Source organism: Catellatospora sp. NPDC049111 (assembly GCF_040648615.1).
GTDB lineage: Bacteria > Actinomycetota > Actinomycetes > Mycobacteriales > Micromonosporaceae > Catellatospora > Catellatospora aurea.
Genome location: NZ_JBEZEB010000003.1, coordinates 355434 through 375694, shown reverse-complemented (window position 1 = coordinate 375694; position 20261 = coordinate 355434). Strand labels below are relative to the sequence as shown.

At 70.5% G+C, this 20261-nt stretch carries 14 protein-coding genes and 1 pseudogene; 6 read left to right on the top strand and 9 right to left on the bottom strand.

All coding sequences use genetic code 11. From position 1 onward, the window contains the following. Window positions 1–212 precede the first annotated feature (212 nt). Window positions 213–1274 (bottom strand): aspartate-semialdehyde dehydrogenase, encoded by a 1062-nt coding sequence (locus AB0B66_RS06620; RefSeq protein ID WP_360523860.1) that lies wholly within the window; start codon window positions 1272–1274, stop codon window positions 213–215. A 57-nt stretch (window positions 1275–1331) separates the two neighbouring features. After that, a complete protein-coding gene (locus AB0B66_RS06615) occupies window positions 1332–2597 on the bottom strand; it encodes an aspartate kinase (RefSeq protein WP_360523857.1) in 1266 nt (421 codons plus the stop codon). 296 nt (window positions 2598–2893) lie between these two features. Here AB0B66_RS06615 and AB0B66_RS06610 point away from each other — a divergent pair, with 296 nt between their 5' ends. The 3 genes from AB0B66_RS06610 (at window position 2894) to leuA (ending at window position 7060) form a co-directional block, all read left to right on the top strand. Beyond that, window positions 2894–3670 (top strand): hypothetical protein, encoded by a 777-nt coding sequence (locus AB0B66_RS06610; RefSeq protein WP_360523854.1) that lies wholly within the window; start codon window positions 2894–2896, stop codon window positions 3668–3670. 151 nt (window positions 3671–3821) lie between these two features. Next, window positions 3822–5063, top strand: a complete 1242-nt coding sequence (locus tag AB0B66_RS06605) for an MFS transporter (RefSeq protein ID WP_360523851.1) — start codon at window positions 3822–3824, stop codon at window positions 5061–5063. Window positions 5064–5356: 293 nt separating this feature from the next. Further along, window positions 5357–7060 (top strand): 2-isopropylmalate synthase, encoded by a 1704-nt coding sequence (gene leuA / locus AB0B66_RS06600; RefSeq protein ID WP_360523848.1) that lies wholly within the window; start codon window positions 5357–5359, stop codon window positions 7058–7060. A 69-nt stretch (window positions 7061–7129) separates the two neighbouring features. Here leuA and AB0B66_RS06595 read toward each other — a convergent pair whose 3' ends face one another. Continuing rightward, window positions 7130–8605, bottom strand: coding sequence for an MFS transporter (locus AB0B66_RS06595; protein WP_360523845.1), 1476 nt, complete (start codon window positions 8603–8605; stop codon window positions 7130–7132). Between the two features lie 134 nt (window positions 8606–8739). On the opposite strand from AB0B66_RS06595, the gene AB0B66_RS06590 reads away from it, so the two are divergent. Both AB0B66_RS06590 and AB0B66_RS06585 read left to right on the top strand, forming a co-directional pair. After that, window positions 8740–9369 (top strand): HNH endonuclease family protein, encoded by a 630-nt coding sequence (locus AB0B66_RS06590; protein ID WP_360523842.1) that lies wholly within the window; start codon window positions 8740–8742, stop codon window positions 9367–9369. Window positions 9370–9421: 52 nt separating this feature from the next. Continuing rightward, window positions 9422–9661, top strand: a pseudogene (locus AB0B66_RS06585) (hypothetical protein); the annotation flags it as partial. Between the two features lie 7 nt (window positions 9662–9668). Here the strand turns inward: AB0B66_RS06585 and AB0B66_RS06580 are convergent. Further along, window positions 9669–10748 carry a hypothetical protein gene (locus AB0B66_RS06580; RefSeq protein WP_360523839.1) on the bottom strand — a complete coding sequence of 360 codons (1080 nt, stop codon included), beginning with the start codon at window positions 10746–10748 and terminating at the stop codon, window positions 9669–9671. A 182-nt stretch (window positions 10749–10930) separates the two neighbouring features. Continuing rightward, window positions 10931–12601: an ABC transporter substrate-binding protein gene (locus AB0B66_RS06575; protein WP_360523836.1), complete on the bottom strand. Its 1671-nt coding sequence runs from the start codon at window positions 12599–12601 to the stop codon at window positions 10931–10933. Between the two features lie 247 nt (window positions 12602–12848). On the opposite strand from AB0B66_RS06575, the gene AB0B66_RS06570 reads away from it, so the two are divergent. Further along, a complete protein-coding gene (locus AB0B66_RS06570) occupies window positions 12849–15059 on the top strand; it encodes a DNA polymerase III subunit gamma and tau (protein WP_360523833.1) in 2211 nt (736 codons plus the stop codon). 147 nt (window positions 15060–15206) lie between these two features. On the opposite strand, the gene AB0B66_RS06565 is transcribed toward AB0B66_RS06570, so the two are convergent. The 4 genes from AB0B66_RS06565 to AB0B66_RS06550 form a co-directional block, all read right to left on the bottom strand. After that, window positions 15207–16223, bottom strand: coding sequence for an ABC transporter ATP-binding protein (locus AB0B66_RS06565; protein WP_360523830.1), 1017 nt, complete (start codon window positions 16221–16223; stop codon window positions 15207–15209). Beyond that, window positions 16220–17356 (bottom strand): ABC transporter ATP-binding protein, encoded by a 1137-nt coding sequence (locus AB0B66_RS06560; RefSeq protein ID WP_360523827.1) that lies wholly within the window; start codon window positions 17354–17356, stop codon window positions 16220–16222. Before AB0B66_RS06560 ends, AB0B66_RS06565 begins: the two co-directional genes overlap by 4 nt. Continuing rightward, window positions 17353–18366, bottom strand: a complete 1014-nt coding sequence (locus AB0B66_RS06555) for an ABC transporter permease (RefSeq protein WP_360523824.1) — start codon at window positions 18364–18366, stop codon at window positions 17353–17355. Before AB0B66_RS06555 ends, AB0B66_RS06560 begins: the two co-directional genes overlap by 4 nt. A 111-nt stretch (window positions 18367–18477) precedes the next feature. Next, the gene (locus tag AB0B66_RS06550; protein ID WP_360523821.1) at window positions 18478–20235 is read right to left on the bottom strand and encodes an ABC transporter substrate-binding protein; all 1758 of its coding nucleotides are present in this window, start codon (window positions 20233–20235) and stop codon (window positions 18478–18480) included. Between the last annotated feature and the right edge of the window lie 26 nt (window positions 20236–20261).

The following is a 20261-nucleotide window of genomic DNA, read 5'->3' as shown; positions in this document are numbered from 1 at the left end:
GGCCCCCCCTTAAACGGGCGTAACCATTCTTTGGGGTCCCGGGGGCCCCCCCCACAACTCTTCTAGATCCGAGAATCGCCACCCGCCCGCGAGCGCCGCCCCGGACCGCCACGCGGTGCGCTGCTGCGTTGGCACAGCTCAACGCATGTCAGACGTCAAGAAGGGCACCTTCTTCAACGCGGAGCGTTAAGAAGGTGCCCTTCCTTAAACAACTAGCGGGAGAGGTCGGCGGCGAGGAGTTCGGCGATCTGGGCGGTGTTGAGGGCAGCGCCCTTGCGGAGGTTGTCGCCGGTCACGAAGAAGTCGAGGGCACGGGGGTCGTCGACGGAGCGGCGGATCCGGCCGACCCACGACGGGTCGGTGCCGACGGCGTCGATGGGCATGGGGAACTCCCCCGCCGCCGGATCGTCCACCACGATCACCCCAGGCGCGCCCTGCAGCACCTCACGGGCCCCGATGGCGTCGACCTCCGACCCGAAGACCGCGTGCACCGCGACCGAGTGCCCAGTGACCACCGGCACCCGCACGCACGTCGCGCTGACCTTCAGATCCGGCAGCCCCAGGATCTTGCGGGACTCGTTGCGCATCTTCAGCTCTTCGCTGGACCAGCCGCCGTCCTTGAGCGACCCCGCGAACGGCACCACGTTCAACGCGACCGGCGCCGCGAACGGCCCCAGGTCGTCGCCGACGGCGTGCCGCACGTTGCCGGGCCGGGTGCCGAGCACCCGGTCCCCCGCGACCTTGGCGATCTGGTCGTGCAGGGTGTCCACCCCGATCTGCCCCGCCCCGGACACGGCCTGGTACGAGGCCAGCACCAGCTCCTTGAGGCCGTACGCGTTGTGCAGCGGGGCGATCGCCACGATCATCGCCAGGGTGGTGCAGTTGGCGTTGGCGATGATGCCCTTGGGCCGGTTGCGGATCTGCGCCGGGTTGATCTCGGGGACGACCAGGGGCACGTCGGGGTCCATCCGGAAAGCGCCGGAGTTGTCGACCGCGACCGCGCCCCGGGCCGCCGCGATGGGCGCCCAGTAGGCGGAGACCTCGTCGGGCACGTCGAACATGGCGACGTCGACGCCGTCGAAGGCTTCCTCGGTCAGCGCGACGACCTCGACCTCCTGGCCGCGTACGAGCAGGCGGCGGCCGGCCGAGCGCGCGGACGCGACCAGCCGGATGTCGCCCCACACGTTGCGGCGGTTGCTGAGGATGTCGAGCATCACCGTGCCGACGGCGCCGGTGGCCCCGACGACGGCGAGGGTGGGCAGTTTGTGGCTCATGCCTTCTCCTCGCTCCAGGTGCGGCCGCCGGTTGGCTTGTTTCGCGGGTTCATCGCGCTACCGGCCGGTCCCGGCGTACACCACGGCCTCTTCGTCGCCGCCGAGTTCGAAGGCGTCGTGCACGGCGCGCACGGCGGCGTCGAGGTCGGTGTCGCGGCAGACCACCGAGATGCGGATCTCCGAGGTGGAGATGATCTCGATGTTGACGCCCGCGCGGGCCAGCGCCTCGCAGAAGGTGGCGGTGACGCCCGGGTTGGACCGCATGCCCGCGCCGACCAGGGAGATCTTGCCGATGTGGTCGTCGTAGAGCAGGCCCTTGAAGCCGACCCGCTCCTGGATCTTCTGTAGGGCGGCCATCGCGGTGGGGCCGTCGTCCTTGGGCAGCGTGAAGGAGATGTCGGTGCGGCCGGAGGCCTCGGTGGAGACGTTCTGCACGATCATGTCGATGTTGATCTCGGCGTCGGCCAGCGTCCGGAAGATCGACGCGGCCTCGCCCGGCTCGTCCGGCACGGAGACGATGGTGATCTTCGCTTCGTTCCGGTCGTGCGCGACGCCGGTGATGAGTGCCTGCTCCACGGAAAGGTCCTCCATTGATCCCGTCACCAGGGTGCCGGTGTTGTTCGAGTACGACGAGCGGACGTGGATCGGCAGCCCGAACCGGCGGGCGTACTCCACGCTGCGCAGGTGCAGGATCTTGGCCCCGGACGCGGCCAGCTCCAGCATCTCCTCATAGGTGATCTGGTCGACCTTGGCGGCGTTGGGCACGATGCGCGGGTCGGCGGTGTACACGCCGTCCACGTCGGTGTAGATCTCGCAGACGTCGGCCTTCAGCGCGGCGGCCAGCGCCACCGCGGTCGTGTCCGAGCCGCCGCGGCCGAGCGTGGTGATGTCCTTGGTGTCCTGGGCGACGCCCTGGAAGCCGGCCACGATCACGATCGCGCCCTCGTCGAGCGCGCCGCGCAGGCGGCCCGGGGTGACGTCGATGATGCGCGCCTTGCCGTGCACCGACGTGGTGATGACGCCGGCCTGCGACCCGGTGTACGAGCGCGCCTCGTAGCCGAGGTTGTGGATCGCCATGGCGAGCAGCGCCATCGAGATGCGCTCGCCCGCGGTGAGCAGCATGTCGAACTCGCGACCCGGGGGCAGCGGACTGACCTGGTGCGCCAGGTCGATCAGCTCGTCGGTCGTGTCGCCCATCGCGGAGACGACCACGCAGACGTCGTTGCCGGCCTTCCGCGTCGCGACGATGCGCTCGGCGACCCGCTTGATCCGCTCAGCGTTGGCGACTGACGAGCCGCCGTACTTCTGCACGACGAGGGCCACGGTTGCACGGCTCCTCTCCACCTCAGGGACTAAAGACGCTTCAGCTTAGCGGCGGGTCCCGCCGCTGTTCGCCGGTCGATCCCAGCTGTCGGGCAGCGCCGCCCGGGAAAGTCCGAGATCCTCTTTCGTACGGCTCCCGTCGCCGCGCAGTCGCCCGCCTCCCCCGCATCGCCGCCGCAGGATTTAACGCTTGTGACGCGCGCCACAGACCGCGGGTTGCCTGATCATTCGGCGATCTTGTGTAGACCGGGGCGCGTCACGCCGGAGATGACGCACGTTGGGTTGAGAATGGGCGCGTGCGCCGGGCTCTCCTCTCCCTCTGTCTCATCGCCGCCTGCTGGTCGGTCTCCGCCTGCGGCGGCGACACGCCGGAGACCACGCCGACGTCGGCCGCCCCGGTCTCCACCGCGCTCCCCGAGCCCGCCGGGGCGCGAGCGCAGCTCGCCGCCCGCGCGGCCGCCGCCAAGGATCTGCGCCAGGTGGCGATGTACACCTTCAAGAGCCCGAAGCGCCCCGACCGCCGCGTGGTGGTCACCCGGGCCGTCGACGGCACCTGGCGCATCGACGTGCCCGGCGGGGCGCACGGCGGCGCGGTGGACATCGCGCTGGTCTTCGCGGCGAACACCCTGCACCAGTGCGCGCTGGCGGCGGGCAACCACCCGTACTCGGGGTGCGTGAAGATCAACGGGGCGCTGCCCGCGAAGGCCGACCTGAAGATCCAGCACCTGATCACGGACTGGCAGAACATGCTCACCGACCGTCGGCTCGCGATCGCCGTCGCCGAGGTCGCCCCGCTGCCCGGCGCCCGCGGCAAGTGCTACTCGGTGGAGTCGTCCGCGGCCAGCATGACGCTGCCGATGGACGCGGGCATCTACTGCTACGAGACCGACGGCACGCTCACCGCGGCCAAGGTCGCCTTCGGCACGCTGCTGCTGGAGGGCACTCCGGGGCTGGCTCCGCCGTCGGTGCAGCTGCCCGGCCCGGTCGTGCCCGGCAACCCGCTGCCGCTGAACGCGCCCCCGTCGCCGAAGCCGTCCGCCAGCACGACCGCTTCGCCCTCGCCGAAGGCCTGACCCGGAGCCCTGCGTCGCGGGCCAGGCCCTTAGCAGATCCGGCCGCGGCCCGCCGTCCCGCGCGCCCGGTTGTGTGGATCGGGTGAAGGAAAGCGCCGGATGGTGGATATCGGCTGGAGAAACCCGGCCGCATCAGGCTGAAATCGGTGCCATGGCCTTACGCGACAACCTCATCCCGCCGCCCGGACTCCCCCGCCGACTCGCCACCCAGAACCTGCTCTTCGGCGTCGGCGCGGGCACCTTCCTCACCGGCAGCGCCGTCTTCTTCACCCGGGTGGTCGGCCTGCGGCCGCACGAGATCGGCATCGGGCTGTCGCTGGCGGCCGCGATCGCGCTGGTCACCGCCGTGCCGCTGAGCGCGCTGACCGACCGGTTCGGCGCGCACCGGATGTGGACCGGCGGGGTCGTGGCCCAGGGCCTGCTCTTCGCGGCGTGGCCGTTCGCCCGGGGCTTCTGGAGCTTCCTGCTCGTCATCGCCTGCCTGGAACTGGTCGCCACGGTCGGGCAGGCCGGGCGCAACGTGTACCTGATCGAGGCACTCGAGCCGGAGACGCGGGTGCGCACGCAGGCGTTCTCCCGCTCCTGGTTGAACGTGGGCTGGTCGCTGGGAGCCGGGCTCGCCGCGCTCGCGCTGGCGATCGACACCGTCCCGGCGTACTACACGCTGGTCCTGCTCAACAGCACGCTGCTGCTCGCGAACGCGTACTTCATCAGCCGCCTACCGCAAGTGACGCGGACCGCGACCGCGACCGCCCGGCGGCGGGTCGGCGCGGTGTTCGCAGACCGGCCCTTCCTCGCCGTCACCGCGGTCTGCGCCGTGCTGACCTGCTACATGACCGTGTTGATGGAGGTGGCCCCGCTGTGGCTGCTGCACCGGACCGACGCGCCGAAGTGGTGGCTCGGCGTGATGACGGTGACCAACACGCTCATGGCCACGACGCTTCAGGTCGCGGTGACCAAGGGGGCGCACACCGTCGGCGGGGCGGCTGCGGCCTCGCGCCGGGCGGGCCTGGTCGCCGCGCTGGGCTGCCCCGTCTACCTGCTCACCGGGGCCACCAGCGGCGTCTGGACCATGGTGCTGCTGGTGCTGGCGACGATCCTGCTGACCATGGCGGAGCTGTGGCAGTCGGCCGGGGCCTGGACGTTCATGGCCGAGCTGCCGCCGGCCGACCGGCGCGGGGAGTACATCGGCGCGTTCCGGATGGGCGGCTCCGCCCAGTCCATGATCGCCCCGGCGTCGCTGATCGCATTGGCGGTGACCTCGGGGGGCTGGGGCTGGTTCGCCATCGCGGGACTGTTCCTCGGCGCGGCTCTGCTGATCGGTCCGGCGTCCCGGCTCGCGGCCCGGTCCCGGGAGCAAGTGCCCAGCGTGCCGACTCCCGTGCCTGCCTGACGGGACACGGCGTCCCATTTTGTGGACATCGAGCCCGGACGGCGATCTATGAGCGTACAGTGGCCCACATCATGTGCTGCGTGAGCCTCCTGCTTCGCCGCCGCGACGAGGTCTGACCGACCGGCACCTCGTCGCGGAGTAGCGACGTGCGCTCGCCCGCTGGTCCCTCCACGTTTCTGGTTGACCGCAGAAGTTGCCGGTTCAACGAATCTTGATAGCGGCCGATGTTCCCTTGGGCACAATCCGCCGCCGGACCACGCGCGAAACACATGATGTCTAGGAGCATGGGAACCATGTCTGCTGCTGCTCAGCGCCCCAGCAAGATGCCGTACCAGCGTTACCGCGGCTACCACGAACAGTTCCAGGTAGAGGTGCCGGACCGCGCCTGGCCGACCCGCCGCGTCACGGCCGCCCCGCAGTGGTGCGCGGTGGACCTGCGCGACGGCAACCAGGCCCTGATCGACCCGATGTCCCCCGACCGCAAGCGCCGGATGTTCGAGTTGCTGGTGCGGATGGGATACAAGGAGATCGAGGTCGGTTTCCCGGCGGCCAGCGAGACCGACTTCTCGTTCGTGCGGCAGCTCATCTCCGAGCAGCTGATTCCGGACGACGTGACCATCCAGGTGCTGGTCCAGTGCCGCGAGCACCTGATCGAGCGGACCTTCGAGAGCCTGCGCGGTGCGAAGCGGGCGATCGTGCACTTCTACAACTCGACCTCCACGCTGCAGCGCGAGGTGGTGTTCGGCCTGGACAAGGACGGCATCACCGCGATCGCGACGGACGGCGCGCGGATGTGCCAGAAGTACGCCGAGATCATCACCCCGGACACCGAGATCCGGTACGAGTACTCCCCCGAGTCCTACACCGGCACCGAGCTGGAGTACGCGCTGGAGGTGTGCTCGGCGGTCATCGAGGTCATCGACCCGACGCCGGACCGCCCGCTGATCATCAACCTGCCCGCCACGGTCGAGATGGCGTCGCCGAACGTGTACGCCGACTCGATCGAGTGGATGGACCGCCGCCTGCCGCGCCGCGACTCGGTCATCCTGAGCCTGCACCCGCACAACGACCGGGGCACCGGTGTCGCCGCCGCCGAGCTGGGCCTGCTGGCCGGCGCGGACCGGATCGAGGGCTGCCTGTTCGGCAACGGCGAGCGCACCGGCAACGTCGACCTGGTCACGCTGGGCCTGAACCTGTTCAGCCAGGGCATCGACCCGCAGATCGACTTCTCCGGCATCGACGAGATCAAGCGCGCCGTGGAGTACTGCAACCAGCTGCCCGTGCACGAGCGCCACCCGTACGCCGGGGACCTGGTCTACACGGCGTTCTCCGGCTCGCACCAGGACGCGATCAAGAAGGGCCTGGACGCGCACGCCCGCAAGGCCGGCAAGGCCGGGGTGCCGGTCGAGCAGTTCGAGTGGGCGGTGCCGTACCTGCCGATCGACCCGAAGGACCTGGGGCGCTCGTACGAGGCCGTGATCCGGGTGAACTCGCAGTCCGGCAAGGGCGGGGTCGCGTACATCATGAAGTCCGAGCACCAGCTGGACCTGCCGCGCCGCCTGCAGATCGAGTTCTCGGGCGTCATCCAGCGCCGCACCGACGACGCCGGTGGCGAGGTCACGCCCGCCGAGATGTACGCCGCGTTCGCCGACGAGTACCTGACCGACCGCCGCCTGGCGGTGCGCTCGTACTCGGTGGCCACCGTCGACGGCAAGGTGGAGCTGGTCGCGGAGGCCGATCTGGACGGCGGCGCCTGTCGCCTGACCGGTGTCGGCAACGGCCCGATCGACGCGTTCATCCATGCGCTGAGCGACCACGGGGTGAGCGTGCGGGTGCTGGACTACGCCGAGCACGCGCTGACCTCCGGCGGCGACGCCCAGGCCGCCGCGTACGTCGAGTGCGACGTGGACGGCGAGACCCGCTGGGGCGTCGGCGTCGACGCCAACATCGTCACCGCCTCCCTGAAGGCCGTGGCCAGCGCCGTCAACCGCCACTGACCCCGAAAGCGAAGGAAGGGCACCTTCTACAACGCGGAGCGTTAAGAAGGTGCCCTTCCTTTCACCGGGTCAGGGGCAGCGGCCGCGTTGGAGGACCTGGGGGAGGTGCTCGGCGGGGGGTGGGCGGTCGGGGCGGTCCAGGCGGACCTTGCCGCAGACGAACAGCGCCAGCACGGCGGCGACGACCATCGCCCCGGCGCACCACATCCCGGCGTCGTAGAACGCCGAGCCCAGGGCGGGCCCATTCTCGTACTCCTCACCCGACAGGCCCACCACCAGCGGCAGCGCCGCCACGGCGAGCAGCGAACCGGCCCGTGCGGCGGTGTTGTTGACGCCGCTGGCGACCCCGGCGAAGCGCACCTCGACGGCCGACAGCACCGAGGCGGTCAGCGGCGCGACGAGCAGCGTCAGCCCGACCCCGTAGGCGAGCACGCCGGGCAGGATCCCGGTCCAGTAGTTCACCCCGGGAGTGATCTCGCGGATCAGCAGCACGCCGACCGCGCAGCACAGCGGGCCGACCGTCAGCTGCAACTTCGGGCCGAACTTCGTGGCCGCCGCGCCGGACAGCTCCGAGCCGAGCAGCATCAGCAGCGTCATCGGCAGCGTGGCCAGGCCCGCCTCCAGCGCGTCGTAGCCGAGCCCGGTCTGCAGGTAGATGACGAGCAGGAAGAAGAAGCCGCCGAACGCGCCGTAGGTCAGCACCGTGTAGAGGTTGAGCACGGAGAACACCCGTGAGCTGAACAGCCGCAGCGGCATCATCGCGCCCATCGCCCGGGCCCGTTCCACCAGCAGGAAAGCGATCGCCGCGGCCAGGCCGACCGCGAATCCGCCCAGCACCGGCACCGAGACGAACCCGCGCTCCGGCCAGGCGATCAGGGCGTAGGTGACACCGCCCAGCGCGGTCGCGCCGAGCAGCGCTCCGGCCACGTCGAAGTGCTGCGTCGACGCGCTGTTCCGGCTCTCCGGGACGTACGCCTTGCTCAGCCAGATGACGGCCGCCGCCAGCGGCAGGTTGATCAGGAAGATCCAGCGCCAGGAAGCCTGGTCGATGAGCACTCCGCCGACGAACGGGCCGAGCGCGGTGGTCGTGCCGGCCAGGCCGGACCAGGCGCCGATGGCGCGCGCCCGGTCCTGCTCCCGGAACGACGACTGCAGCAGGGCGAGCGAGCCGGGCGCCAGCAGCGCCCCGCCCATGCCCTGCACCACCCGCGCCGCGATCAGCGTCTCCACGTTCGGCGCGATGCCGCACACCAGCGAGGCCAGGGTGAACCAGACGACCCCGGTGACGAATATCCGACGCCGCCCGAGGCGGTCCCCGAGCGCTCCACCGAGCAGCACGAACGAGGCCAGCGTCAGGGTGTACCCGTTGATCACCCACTGCAGCTGTGCCAGGCTCGCGCCCAGCTCCCGCCCGAGCGTCGGCAATGCCACGTTGACCACGGTGGAGTCGAGGAAGGCCATGCCTGAAGCCAGCACCGCCGCGGCGAGCGTGCCCCGCCCGGCGGCACTGCCCATCCGCAGCCCGGCCGCCTCCATTCGGTCCATTGTCGTCCCCGGTCGGCCCGCCGCGCCGGGGAACGCGAAGGTGAGGGATACGTGGTGATGGTGAGGACTGCTCGTATGGTGAGCGGGTGCGATCCCCCAAACCCCCCAGACGTGCCAGAGTCCTCCTACTCCTGGTGGCGGCCGTCGCGGCCGCCGCGACCAGCACCGCGTGCGACCCGGCCACCACTCCGGCCGGCCCCGCCAAGCCCGGCGGCGTCAACGTCGACCCGAACGCGGGCAGCAACGCGCTCGCTTCGCTGTCCAACCTGAAGGTCGCCGCCGCGCGGCCGATGACCGGCTACACGCGGGAGAAGTTCCCGCACTGGAACAAGGCCGGGTCCAACTGCGACGTGCGGGACACCGTGCTCTCCCGCGACGGCAAGAACGTCAAGCTGGACGGCTGCAACGTCACCGGCGGCGAGTGGTCCAGCGTGTACGACGGACTGAAGACCACCGACCCGCTCAAGGTCGACATTGACCACATGGTGCCGCTGGCCAACGCCTGGCGGTCCGGGGCGGACGAGTGGACCAACGAGAAGCGCTCGCAGTTCGCGAACGACCTGGACCGGCCGCAGCTGTTCGCGGTGTCGGCGACCAGCAACCGGTCCAAGGGCGACCAGGACCCGTCGCAGTGGAAGCCGCCAAGCAAGGACTATTGGTGCACTTATGCGCAACAATGGATCACGGTGAAGACCTACTGGAAGCTCACCGTGACCACGGCCGAGAAGGCCGCCCTGACCGACATGCTGGGGACCTGTGTATGAGTGAGCGCGTCATCCTCACCGGTGCGACTTTTTGCGCGAGCGCAGCATGAGCGCGCTGACCACGAACATCATGGCCGGGCCTGGCGGTGTCATGACCGACGAGGTGGGCGTGGTCACCGGTGAGCTGACGCTCGCCACGGAGCTGGGCGGCGACGGCACCGCCCGGCTCCGCGTGCAGTACCTGGGCGCCGAGGAGTGGTACACGGTGACCGGCGCGACCGTGCCGGTCACCGACCCCGCCCAGGCCCTGCACCTGCTGGCCGTGGGCCTGCTGAACCGCCCCGAGGGCTGAGCGGCCCTCAGGCCCGGTCGGCGGCCCGCTTGCGCAGGGCCAGCGCGATGCTGGTCCCGACGATGAACAGGGCCAGCAGGGAGTACGCCAGGATGCCGGTCACCTCGTCGATGAAGCTGTACGGCTCCTCGGCTGCCAGTTCGTCCTGCACCGCCACCGGCACGTGCTCGGGCTCGGTCAGCGCGACCGCCTGGTTCTCGCCTTCCATCCCGTCCACGGCCGGGTCGGCCGCCACGGCCCGCGGCGCGGGGGCGGCGAACACGTCGCTGCGGGTGCCCGGCAGGTGCCGGGTGCAGCGGCCGGTGTCGTACACGCAGACCATGTAGACGGCCAGGTTGTCGGTGACGATCCGGTCGTAAGCGCCCTCGACCGTCATCGCCACGTGCGGCTCCGCCGGGGACGCCTCGGCCAGGCGCATGGTGAAGGCGAGCCGCCGGGACTGCCCCGCCGGCAGTTCGACGAGGCAGGCGTCGCCGTCGTCCTGGGGGCAGTCGGACCAGGTCACGTCGTCGAACCCGGCCGCGACGGGATCGGCGATCCGCAGCCGGGCGGGCACCGGGCCGGTGTTGCGGTAGAGCACGCCGAGGTGCGCGGTGTCCCCGGTGTGCAGGTCCACCCGTGGCTGCTCGGCGGTCGCCGCGACGTCGACGTACGGTGGCGGCGAGATCTCGACCCCGAACGTGCCGACCGCCGCGGGCACCCCGACGCCCCGGGCGCTGACGGACACCGTGCCCGCCGCGCCCTCCGGGGCGTTCTTGCGGGCGCGCAGGTCCAGCCGGATGGAGAAGCCCTGCCCGGGGCTGATCCGGTCGACCTTGCAGGTGGCTGTGGTCTTGGTGTGGTCGCACCAGTCCGCCGACGCGAGTTCGACCCGCTGGGCGAGCCCGCCGGTCAGCCGCACCTGCAGCACGACCTTGCCGATGTCGTGGCCGGTGGTGTTCTTCAGGCTGACCGCGGTGTCGCCGCCGCCGAGTTCGGTCGCCCCGGCCGCGGCCGGCAGGTCGAGCTTGAGCCCGTCCGCGGCCGGGGCGGCGGCTGCGGGCAGCCCGGCGGCGAGGCCCAGCGCTGCCCCGAATGCGACGGTCATCCAGGCACGAACCACGATTCCCCCATCGAGCGCGGCACGTCGGCCGGGCGCGTTGCGCGGCCCGCACGACGCGGGTCGATTTGCTTTGGCAAGGTGGCAGGCTACCGCGTATCAGTCGATAAGCGGACATTCCACCCGATGCGACACGCGCCGTTCCCGCGCGGGAACCGATCCGGCCCGGCTCAGGTGAACAGCGCGGCGGCGAAGTCCTCGTCGGTGAGCGGGCTCGGCGTGATCCCGGTCAGGTTCTTGTCCAGCACCAGCGCGTCCGGCCCGTGCACCAGCGGCACGGCGGGCAGCAACTCCAGCAGCCGCGCGTTCAGCTGCTCATACAGCGGGCGGCGCCGGCCCGGGTCGCCGATCCCGTCGACCTCCTTGAGCCGGGCGAACAGGTCCGCGTCGGTGAACCCGAACTCGGCGGTGGGCTTGGCGAACAGCTGGCCCATGAAGTCGTAGGCCTCGCCGTAGTTGCCGGTCACGCCGTACAGGTGCAGGTCATGGGCTTTGCCCTTGGACACCGTGTTGAGGTAGGCGGGCGTCCACCGCTGCTCGATCCCCTCGACCTCGATCCCGGCCGCGCGCAGGTCGGCGGCGAGCAGCTCGAAGATCTTCTTCGGGTCGGGCAGGTACGGCCGGGTCACGTCGCGCGGGTAGTGGAAGCGCAGCTTCAGGCCGCTGCCGTAGCCCGCGGCCGCCAGCAGCTCCTTCGCCTTCGCCGGATCGTGCGGGTAGGCCGCGACGTCGGGGTTCCAGCCGGGGAGCAGCTCGGGGTGGAAGTTCAGCGCGAGCTTGGCGCCCTCCGGAAACGCCTCGGCGAGCAGGCGCTGCCGGTCGACGGCGTACGCGATCGCCTGGCGCACCTCCGGCTTGGCCAGGGCCGGGTTGCCGCTCTGGTTGATGCCCAGGTAGAGCGTGTTGAACGCGGGGCGGGCCAGCACGTGGAAGCCCTGCTCGGCGAGCGGCTTGCGATCCTCGAACGCGACCAGGTCGTATCCGTCGATCTTTCCGTCGAGCAGCGCCTGCTTGCGCCGCCCCGCCTCGACGGTCTGGAAGACCAGGTGCTTCACCTTGGCGGCGGTGCCGTGGTAGCCGTCGAACGCCTCCAACTCCACCTTGCGCCCCGGCTTGTCCCAGGACACGAAGCGGTAGGGCCCGGTGCCGACCGGGCTGTTCCCGTACGCCGGGTAGCGGCTGCCCGCGACGGGCTTGTCCGCCTGCTGCTCGCGCAGCGCCTTCGGGCTGGAGATGGCGAACGACGGCAGGGTGAAGGCGGCCGGGAAGCGGCTGCTCGGCCGAGTGAGCGCGATCTGGGCGGTGGCCGGGTCGGTGGCCGTGCACGACTTGAACAGGCTCGCCCCGAGCCGGCTCGACGCGTTCTTGGCGAAGCCGCCGAAGACCGCCTGCCAGGCCGCGCTGATGTCGCCCGCCTGCAGCGCGGCCGGGAAGCGGTGCCAGCGGTCGAAGTTGGCGCAGACCGCCGCCGCGTCGAAGGCGGTGCCGTCGTGGAACTGCACGCCCTGCCGGAGCCGGAAGGTCCAGACCGTGCCCGTGCCGTCGACGGAGAAGCTCTCCGCCAGACCCGGGGCGGCCACCGCGGCCCCCGGCTCGGCTTGGACCAGGGTCTCCAGCACTTGCCTGGTGATGCGCAGCGACTCCGCGTCGGGCGACAACGCCGGGTCCAGGATGCGGATCTGGCCCATGGCGAAGACCAGGATGTCCTCGGTGCTCACGGCCGGAGGTGCGCTCGACGCCGGGGCCACCGGGTCGCCGTCGTCGTCGGTGCAGCCGGCGGCGAGCAGCAGTGCCGCCGCCGTGGCCGTCGCCGACCAGATCCGCCACCGTCGCGCGCGCATCGCGGCCACCTCTGTCCTATTTACGTGATTACTCGACGACGCAGGGTCACCCAGGGCCGACCCTAACGGCCGTCGATGTGTGCCCGCACGGGCGAACGGGCAAGTGATACCGAACCGTTGTTCGGAATCGGCCCGGACAGCGGTGACATATCGCCCAGCACGACCGCAGCACGCGCCGGTCCAGCAGGGCGGTGGTCAGACCTGCGCGGTACGGTAGCGGGCGACGTTCGTAGGAGGTGTACGCCCCGTGGCGCTGGCGCTGTATCGCAGGTACCGGCCTCGCACCTTCGCCGAGGTGATCGGCCAGGAGCATGTCACCGAGCCGCTCATCCAGGCACTCAAGAGCGGTCGGCTGAATCACGCCTACCTCTTCTCCGGCCCTCGTGGCTGCGGCAAGACCACCAGCGCGCGCGTCCTGGCCCGCTCGATGAACTGCGCCCAGGGCCCGACCCCGGAGCCGTGCGACGAGTGCGAGTCGTGCAAGGCGCTGGCTCCCGACGGCGCGGGCTCGATCGACGTGATCGAGATCGACGCGGCCAGCCACGGCGGCGTCGACGACGCCCGAGAGCTGCGCGAGCGCGCGTTCTTCGCGCCCGCCATCAGCCGCTACAAGATCTACATCATCGACGAGGCGCACATGGTCTCGTCGGCCGGCTTCAACGCGCTGCTGAAGCTCGTCGAGGAGCCGCCGGAGTACGTCAAGTTCATCTTCGCCACCACCGAGCCGGAGAAGGTGCTCGGCACCATCCGCTCACGCACCCACCACTACCCGTTCCGCCTCATGGCGCCCAGCGCGCTCCGGCCCTACCTGGAGCACCTCTGCCAGCTGGAGGGCATCGCGGTGGAGCCGCTGGTGCTGCCGCTGGTGGTGCGGGCGGGCGGTGGTTCGGCCCGGGACAGCCTCTCCGTGCTCGACCAGCTCATCGCGGGCTCCGGCCCGGAAGGGGTGACCTACGCCCGCGCGGTGGCGCTGCTCGGGGTCACCGACAACGCGCTCATCGACGAGATGGTCGACGCGCTGGCCGCGGGCGACGGCGCGGCCGCGTTCGGGGCCATCGACCGGGTCGCGGAAGCCGGCCACGACTCCCGCCGATACGCCAACGACCTGCTGGAACGGCTGCGCGATCTGATCATCCTGCGGCAGGTGCCGGACGCCGCCGCCAAGGGCCTGATCGACGTGCCGGAGGAGCAGCTCGCGCGGATGCAGGCGCAGGCGACCCAGCTCGGCTCGGCGACGCTGTCCCGCTGCGCGGACATCGTGGCCAACGGCCTGGTGGAGATGCGCGGCGCGACCTCGCCCCGGCTGCTGCTCGAACTGATCGCGGCCCGCATGCTGCTGCCCGCCGCCGACGAGTCCGGCACCGCCCTGCTCCAGCGCCTGGAGCGGCTGGAGACCGGCTTCGTGCCCGGCGCGGTCGCCCGCCCGGCCGCCGACGCCCCGGTCCGAGCCCAGGCCGAGCCGGGCCATGCCCAGCGCGACACCGGCACCGCGCCCGACGCGCCGAGCGCCGCTCCGGCTGCCACGGGCCGCGAGGCCGCGCGGGCCGCAGCGGCCAGTGCCGCCGCCGGACACGACCGGGCGGGCACCGGCCGCGAAGCTCGAGCCGCAGCGTCCGAGACTCCCGGCACGGCCTCACGTCCCGGGGCGGTCTCGCCCGACGGCAGCCCGGTCCGGCAGTCGGCGACGGCCCAGCCCGACGGTGCGGCCCGCCAGGCGGCCGACTCCTGGGCCTCGGCCGAACCGGCCCGCGCGCCCGAGTCCGCTGCTCCCGCGCAGCCCGCTCGGACACCCGCACCCGCTGCGGCAAGCGCCCCGGCGGGCGGGGCCGACGATGCCGCCGCGGTGCGCCGGTCCTGGGACGAGATCGTGCGTATGGTGGGCCGCAGCAGCAAGAAGGCGGCGGCGTTCGCCCGCGAGGCGGTGGTCCGCGACATCGACGGCAACACGCTGGTGCTGCTGTTCAAACACAAGATCCATGCGAACGGCGTGGAGAACGACCCCGCGCCGCTGATGGAGGCGGTGCACCAGGTGCTCGGCGGCAAGTGGCAGCTGCGCTGCGAGGTCGGCGGGGATCCCCGTGCCGCGTCGCGGGCCGCGGCCGCCGCCCCGGCCTCAGCACCGCCCCGCAGTGCGCCGCCGAAGGCCGCCGCCCCGGCCCGTGCGCCCGCGCCCGCCGCCGACGACTGGCCGACCCCGGCGCGCGTCGGCGGTGCGGCCCCGGCCGCTCCCGCACAGCAGACGGGCCGCCGCGCGCCGGTCGTCGACGACGGCCCGCCGCTGGAGGAGCCGCCGTACGATCCGGAGTACGACGGCCCGCCGCCGCGCACCATCGAAGGCTTCGACCCCGGCGACGAGCCCACCGACGAGATCGTCGACGCCGCCGTAGCCCGGCAGACCACCGAACAGGCCGCCGTCGACTCCCTCCGCCGCAGCTTCAACCTCGAAAAACTCGACTGAACCGGCCCGCCCGCCTCGGGCGTCCCGCAGTTTCGGGGAAACTGCAGGAATCGGATGCCGAATTCGAGCAGTTTCCCCGAAACTGCGGGATCGCCTACACGAAGGCCCCGAGGTGCGGACACCTCGGGGCCTTCGCGTAGGGGTGGGTCAGCGCTTCTCGCCGAGGGCCATCGGGAAGTGGCAGGCGGCCAGGTGAGCGGCGTTGTCGTCGCCGTGGCGGACCAGCGGCGGCGGGGTGGTGGCGCAGATGTCCTGCGCCTTCCAGCACCGGGTGCGGAACCGGCAACCCGACGGCGGGTTGATCGGGCTGGGCACGTCACCGGTGAGCAGGATGCGCTCCCGCTGGTCGCCCTGCCGCCGGCGCGGGTCGGGCACCGGCACCGCCGACAGCAGCGCGGCCGTGTATGGGTGCCGCGGCGCCTTGTACAGCGACTCCCGGTCCGCGATCTCGACGATCTTGCCCAGGTACATCACCGCGACCCGGTCGGAGATGTGGCGCACCACCGACAGGTCGTGCGCGATCACGACGTAGGTCAGGCCGAGCTCGGTCTGCAGGTCCTCCAGCAGGTTGACCACCTGGGCCTGGATGGACACGTCCAGCGCCGACACCGGCTCGTCCGCGATGATCATCTTCGGCTTCAGGGCCAGCGTACGGGCGATGCCGATGCGCTGGCGCTGGCCGCCGGAGAACTCGTGCGGGTAGCGGTTGTAGTGCTCGGGGTTGAGGCCGACCAGTTCCAGCAGCTTCTGCACCTCGCGCTTGACGCCGAGCTCGGTCTTGACCCCCTGGATCCGGAACGGCGCGCCGACGATGGCGCCGACCGTGTGCCGGGGGTTCAGCGACGAGTACGGGTCCTGGAAGATCATCTGCAGGTCGCGCCGGAACGGGCGGAGCCGCCCCTGCGACATGTGCGAGATGTCCTTGCCCTCGAACGTGATGCTGCCGGCGGTCGGCTCGATGAGCCTGGTCAGCAGCCGGCCCGTGGTCGTCTTGCCGCAGCCCGACTCACCGACCAGGCCGAGCGTCTCGCCCGGCAGCACGTCGAAGTCGAGCCCGTCCACGGCCTGCACCGCGCCGACCTTGCGGCGCAGCACGCCCTTGTGGATCGGAAAGTGCTTCTGCAGGCCGCGCACCGACAGCAGGGCGTTGTCCGAGTTGCTCATGCTGTCTCCTCGCTGTGCTCTTCAGAGGCGGAGGGCAGGGCGGACATGTCCGCCACCGCGAGCCCGCCGGTGCCCTCCAGGGTCGGCTTGATCTCGTTGAGCCAGATCTGCTGACGCACCTGCGCGGGCATGTGACAGCGCACCCGGTGGCCGCTGGTGCCGGTGAGCTGCAGCTCGGGCACGACCGTGTCGCTGGCGCCGCCGGTGCGCCCGTCGAAGGCGCAGCGCGGGTGGAAGGCGCAGCCGGACGGCACGTTGATCAGCGACGGCGGGGTGCCCTTGATGGGCAGCAGCCGCTCGGTGACCGGCTGGTCCAGGCGCGGCATCGAGCCGAGCAGACCCCAGGTGTACGGGTGCTCGGGGTTCTCGAAGATCTCCGTGGCGGTGCCGTACTCGATGCACTTGCCGCCGTACATGACCAGCACGTCGTCGGCGAGTTCGGCGGTGACACCCAGGTCGTGCGTGATGATGATCAGCGCGGAGTTGAACTCCTGCTGCAGGTCACGCATGAGGTCGAGGATCTGCGCCTGCACCGTCACGTCGAGGGCCGTGGTCGGCTCGTCGGCGATCAGCAGCTCGGGGTCGCAGGACAGCGCCATCGCGATCATCGCGCGCTGCCGCATACCGCCGGAGAACTGGTGCGGGTAGTCGTCGACGCGCCGGTCCGGCTGCGGGATGCCGACCCGGGCCAGCAGGTCGATCGCGTGCTTGCGGGCGACCTTCTTGGACACCTTGTGGTGCACCCGGTACGCCTCGATGATCTGGTCACCGACGGTGTAGTACGGGTGCATCGCCGACAGCGGGTCCTGGAAGATCATCGCCATCCGCTTGCCGCGCAGCCCGCGCACGGTCTCCGGCGACGCGCCGACCAGCTCCTGGCCGTCCAGCCAGATCTCGCCGGACACCTTCGCGTTGCCGCGGTGGTAGATGCCGAGGATGCCCAGGCTGGACACCGACTTGCCGGAGCCCGACTCGCCCACGATGCCGAGCGTCTTGCCCCGCTCCAGCGAGAAGGTCAGCCCGTCCACGGACTTGACGACGCCGTCGTCGGTCGGGAAGTGAATCTTCAGGTCGCGCAGTTCGAGGAACGGCCGCGCGGTGGGATCCTGCCGAGGAGAGATCACAGTGTTCATGACAGCCTCACCCGCGGGTCGACCACCGCGTAGAGCATATCGACGATCAGGTTGGCGACGACGACGAAGAACGCCGCGAACATCGTCACGCCCATGATCTGGGGGAAGTCCTGCTTGTTGATGGCGTCGATGGCGAAGTAGCCGAGGCCCTTGAGCCCGAACGTGCTCTCCGTGAGGATCGCGCCGCCGAGCAGCAGGCCGACGTCGAGGCCGAAGATCGTGATGATGGGGGTCAGCGCGGCGCGCAGGCCGTGCTTGGTGACCACCACCCGCTCGTGCAGGCCCTTGGCCCGCGCGGTGCGGATGAAGTCCTCGCCCATCGTGTCGAGCATGCCGGCCCGGGTGAACCGGGCGTAGGCGGCGGCGTTCAGCATCGCCAACGTGATCCAGGGCAGGATCAGGCTGTACGCCCATTCACCCGGGTCGTCGGTGAAGTTGACGTAGGTGCCGCCGGGCGCGGTCAGGTCGAACTGGTAGCTGAAGAAGTACAGGAACATCAGGCCGGTGAAGTACGGCGGCAGCGACACACCCGCCAGCGCGCCCGTCATCGCGGCCCGGTCGAAGAAGCTGCCCTTGCGCAGCGCGCTCAGCACGCCGACCGCGACACCGGTGAGCAGCCAGAGGATCGACGCGCCGACGGTCAGCGAGACGGTGACCGGAAGCCGGTCCACCAGGTCGTCCCAGACGGCGTGGTTGGTGCGGAAGGAGTAGCCGAAGCAGGGAGCGGCGCAGTGCTCGACGCCGGTGCCGTAGTCGTAGTCGGTGCCGACGAAGACTGCCTTGATCCAGTTCCAGTACTGCAGCCAGAGCGGGTCGTAGAAACCCAGCTTCTCGGCGAACACCTGCTGGGCGTGCGCGTCGGCGGTTCGGCTGAGGTATCGCGCGGCGAAGGTCTCGGGCGTCGCGCCGGCGAGGCGCGGGAGCCCGAAGAAGATCAGGAATGTCGAGATGCTGACCACGAAGAGCATCAGCGCCGCGCCGATGGTCCGGCGGATGAAGAAAGTGACCACGATTTCGGCTTGGGCAGCCGGTCCGGCCGGGCGTGAACCCGGCCGGACCGGCCACCCTGCGCCTTCACCTACCTTTGGTAATTGCCAGGTGGGTTGGAGCAGGTGTGCTGCTTACTGCGCCACACCCATGGAGAGGTAGTCGTACTGACCGAACGCCTCGTTGACGAACACGTTGGTCACGCCCTTGCCACGCAGCGTCAGAGCCTTGGCCCAGACACCCGGCAGGATGACCGCCTCTTCCATGACGCGCTTGTCGATCTGCGCCCAGAGCGCTTCGCGCTTCTTGACGTCGGTCTCGGCCAGCGCCTGGTCGATCATCTGGTCGACCTCGGGGATCATGACGGAGAGGTTGGACGAACCACCCGACTCGCGGATGACCCGGCTGTCCACGATCTGCGACAGGAAGCCGTAGCCGTCGTTCCAGTCCGCGCCCCAGCCGTTGACCATCAGGCCCAGGCCGGTGGACGGGCTGTTGCGGTAGGACGGCTTGCCGGCGTACAGCGAGAAGTAGTCGCCGACCGGGAAGCCCTTCAGGGTGACCTTGATGCCCACGCGGGCCAGCGCCTGCTGGAACGCCTCGGCGGTCGCCTTCTCCTTGGGACGCTCGGCCCGGAAGCCCATCGTCACCTCGAAGCCGTCCTTCTTGCCGCAAGCCTCGAGCGAAGCCTTGGCCTTCTCGAGGTCACCCTTGTTGTCCGCACCCGCCGGGTAGACGTTGGTCGGCGCGTAGCCCGGGATCTGCGGCGGCATGATGCTGGTAGCGATCTGGCCACCCGCGAACTCGCCACCGAAGGCGGCCTGGTACGAGGTGCGGTCCATTGCGTACATGACAGCCTCGCGGCACTCCTTCTTGTCGAAGGGAGCGACCTTGGGGTTGATCGAGGTGTACCAGAGGCGGGCGACCGACGGGTTGTCGGCGTACGCCTTCTTGTCGGCGTCCTGCAGCACCTTCGGCAGCGCGGCCGGCTGCACACCGGTGCCCGCGATGTCGACGTGCAGGTCACCCGAGATCAGCTGGTTGTCGATGTCGTCGGCGTTCAGGCCGATCTTGACGTCGTACGCGTCCGGCAGAGCCTTGCGGTTCGGGTCGGTCGCCTTGTCCCAGTTCGGGTTGCGCTTGAGCGTGAAGCCCTTGCCCGCCTCGTACTTGTCGAACATGTACGGGCCGGAGGCGACGACGTGCTCCTTGTACTTCACACCGGTGTCCTTCGCGGCCGGCACCGGCACGGTGGCCGGCAGCATCGCGAAGTAGTCGAAGCCGCCGAAGGCCTGCTTCAGGTGGAAGACGATGGTCTGGTCGTCCGGGGTCTCGATCGCCTTGGTGTCGGCGGCCTTGTCCTTGAACGGGCCCTTGTAGTCAGCCTCGAGCGCCAGGAAGTCGTTGAAGTAGGTGTAGCCGTTGACCAGCACCTCCTTGTCCATCGACCGCATGACCGCGTACTTCACGTCCTTGGCCGTGATCGGCGTGCCGTCCTCGAACTTGACGCCGGCCCGCAGCTTGTACGTCCAGGTCTTGCCGCCGTCGCTGGGCACACCCAGCGTCTCGGCGAGGTCCGGGACGAGCTCGCCGCTGGCAGCGCCCGGCGCCGGCTTGAACATGACCAGCGAGCGGCCGTAAAGGCGCAGCAGGTTCCAGGAGAGGCCGTAGTAGGTGTCGCCGGGGTCAACCGAGTCCCAGTCGGACGAGATGGCCATCTTGAGCGTGCCACCCGGCTTGTCAGACGGGTTGAACACCGAGGTGAGCGCGGCGTTGAACTCCGGCTTCGCCTCATTGGTCTTCGGAGTTTCCTCACCGGAGCCGCAAGCTGCGGTCACCGCGAGTGCGAAGACGGCCGAGGCCGCCGCCAGCACCCTTCCCTTGTTTCTCACTAACTTCCTCCCTGGGGGGAACGGTT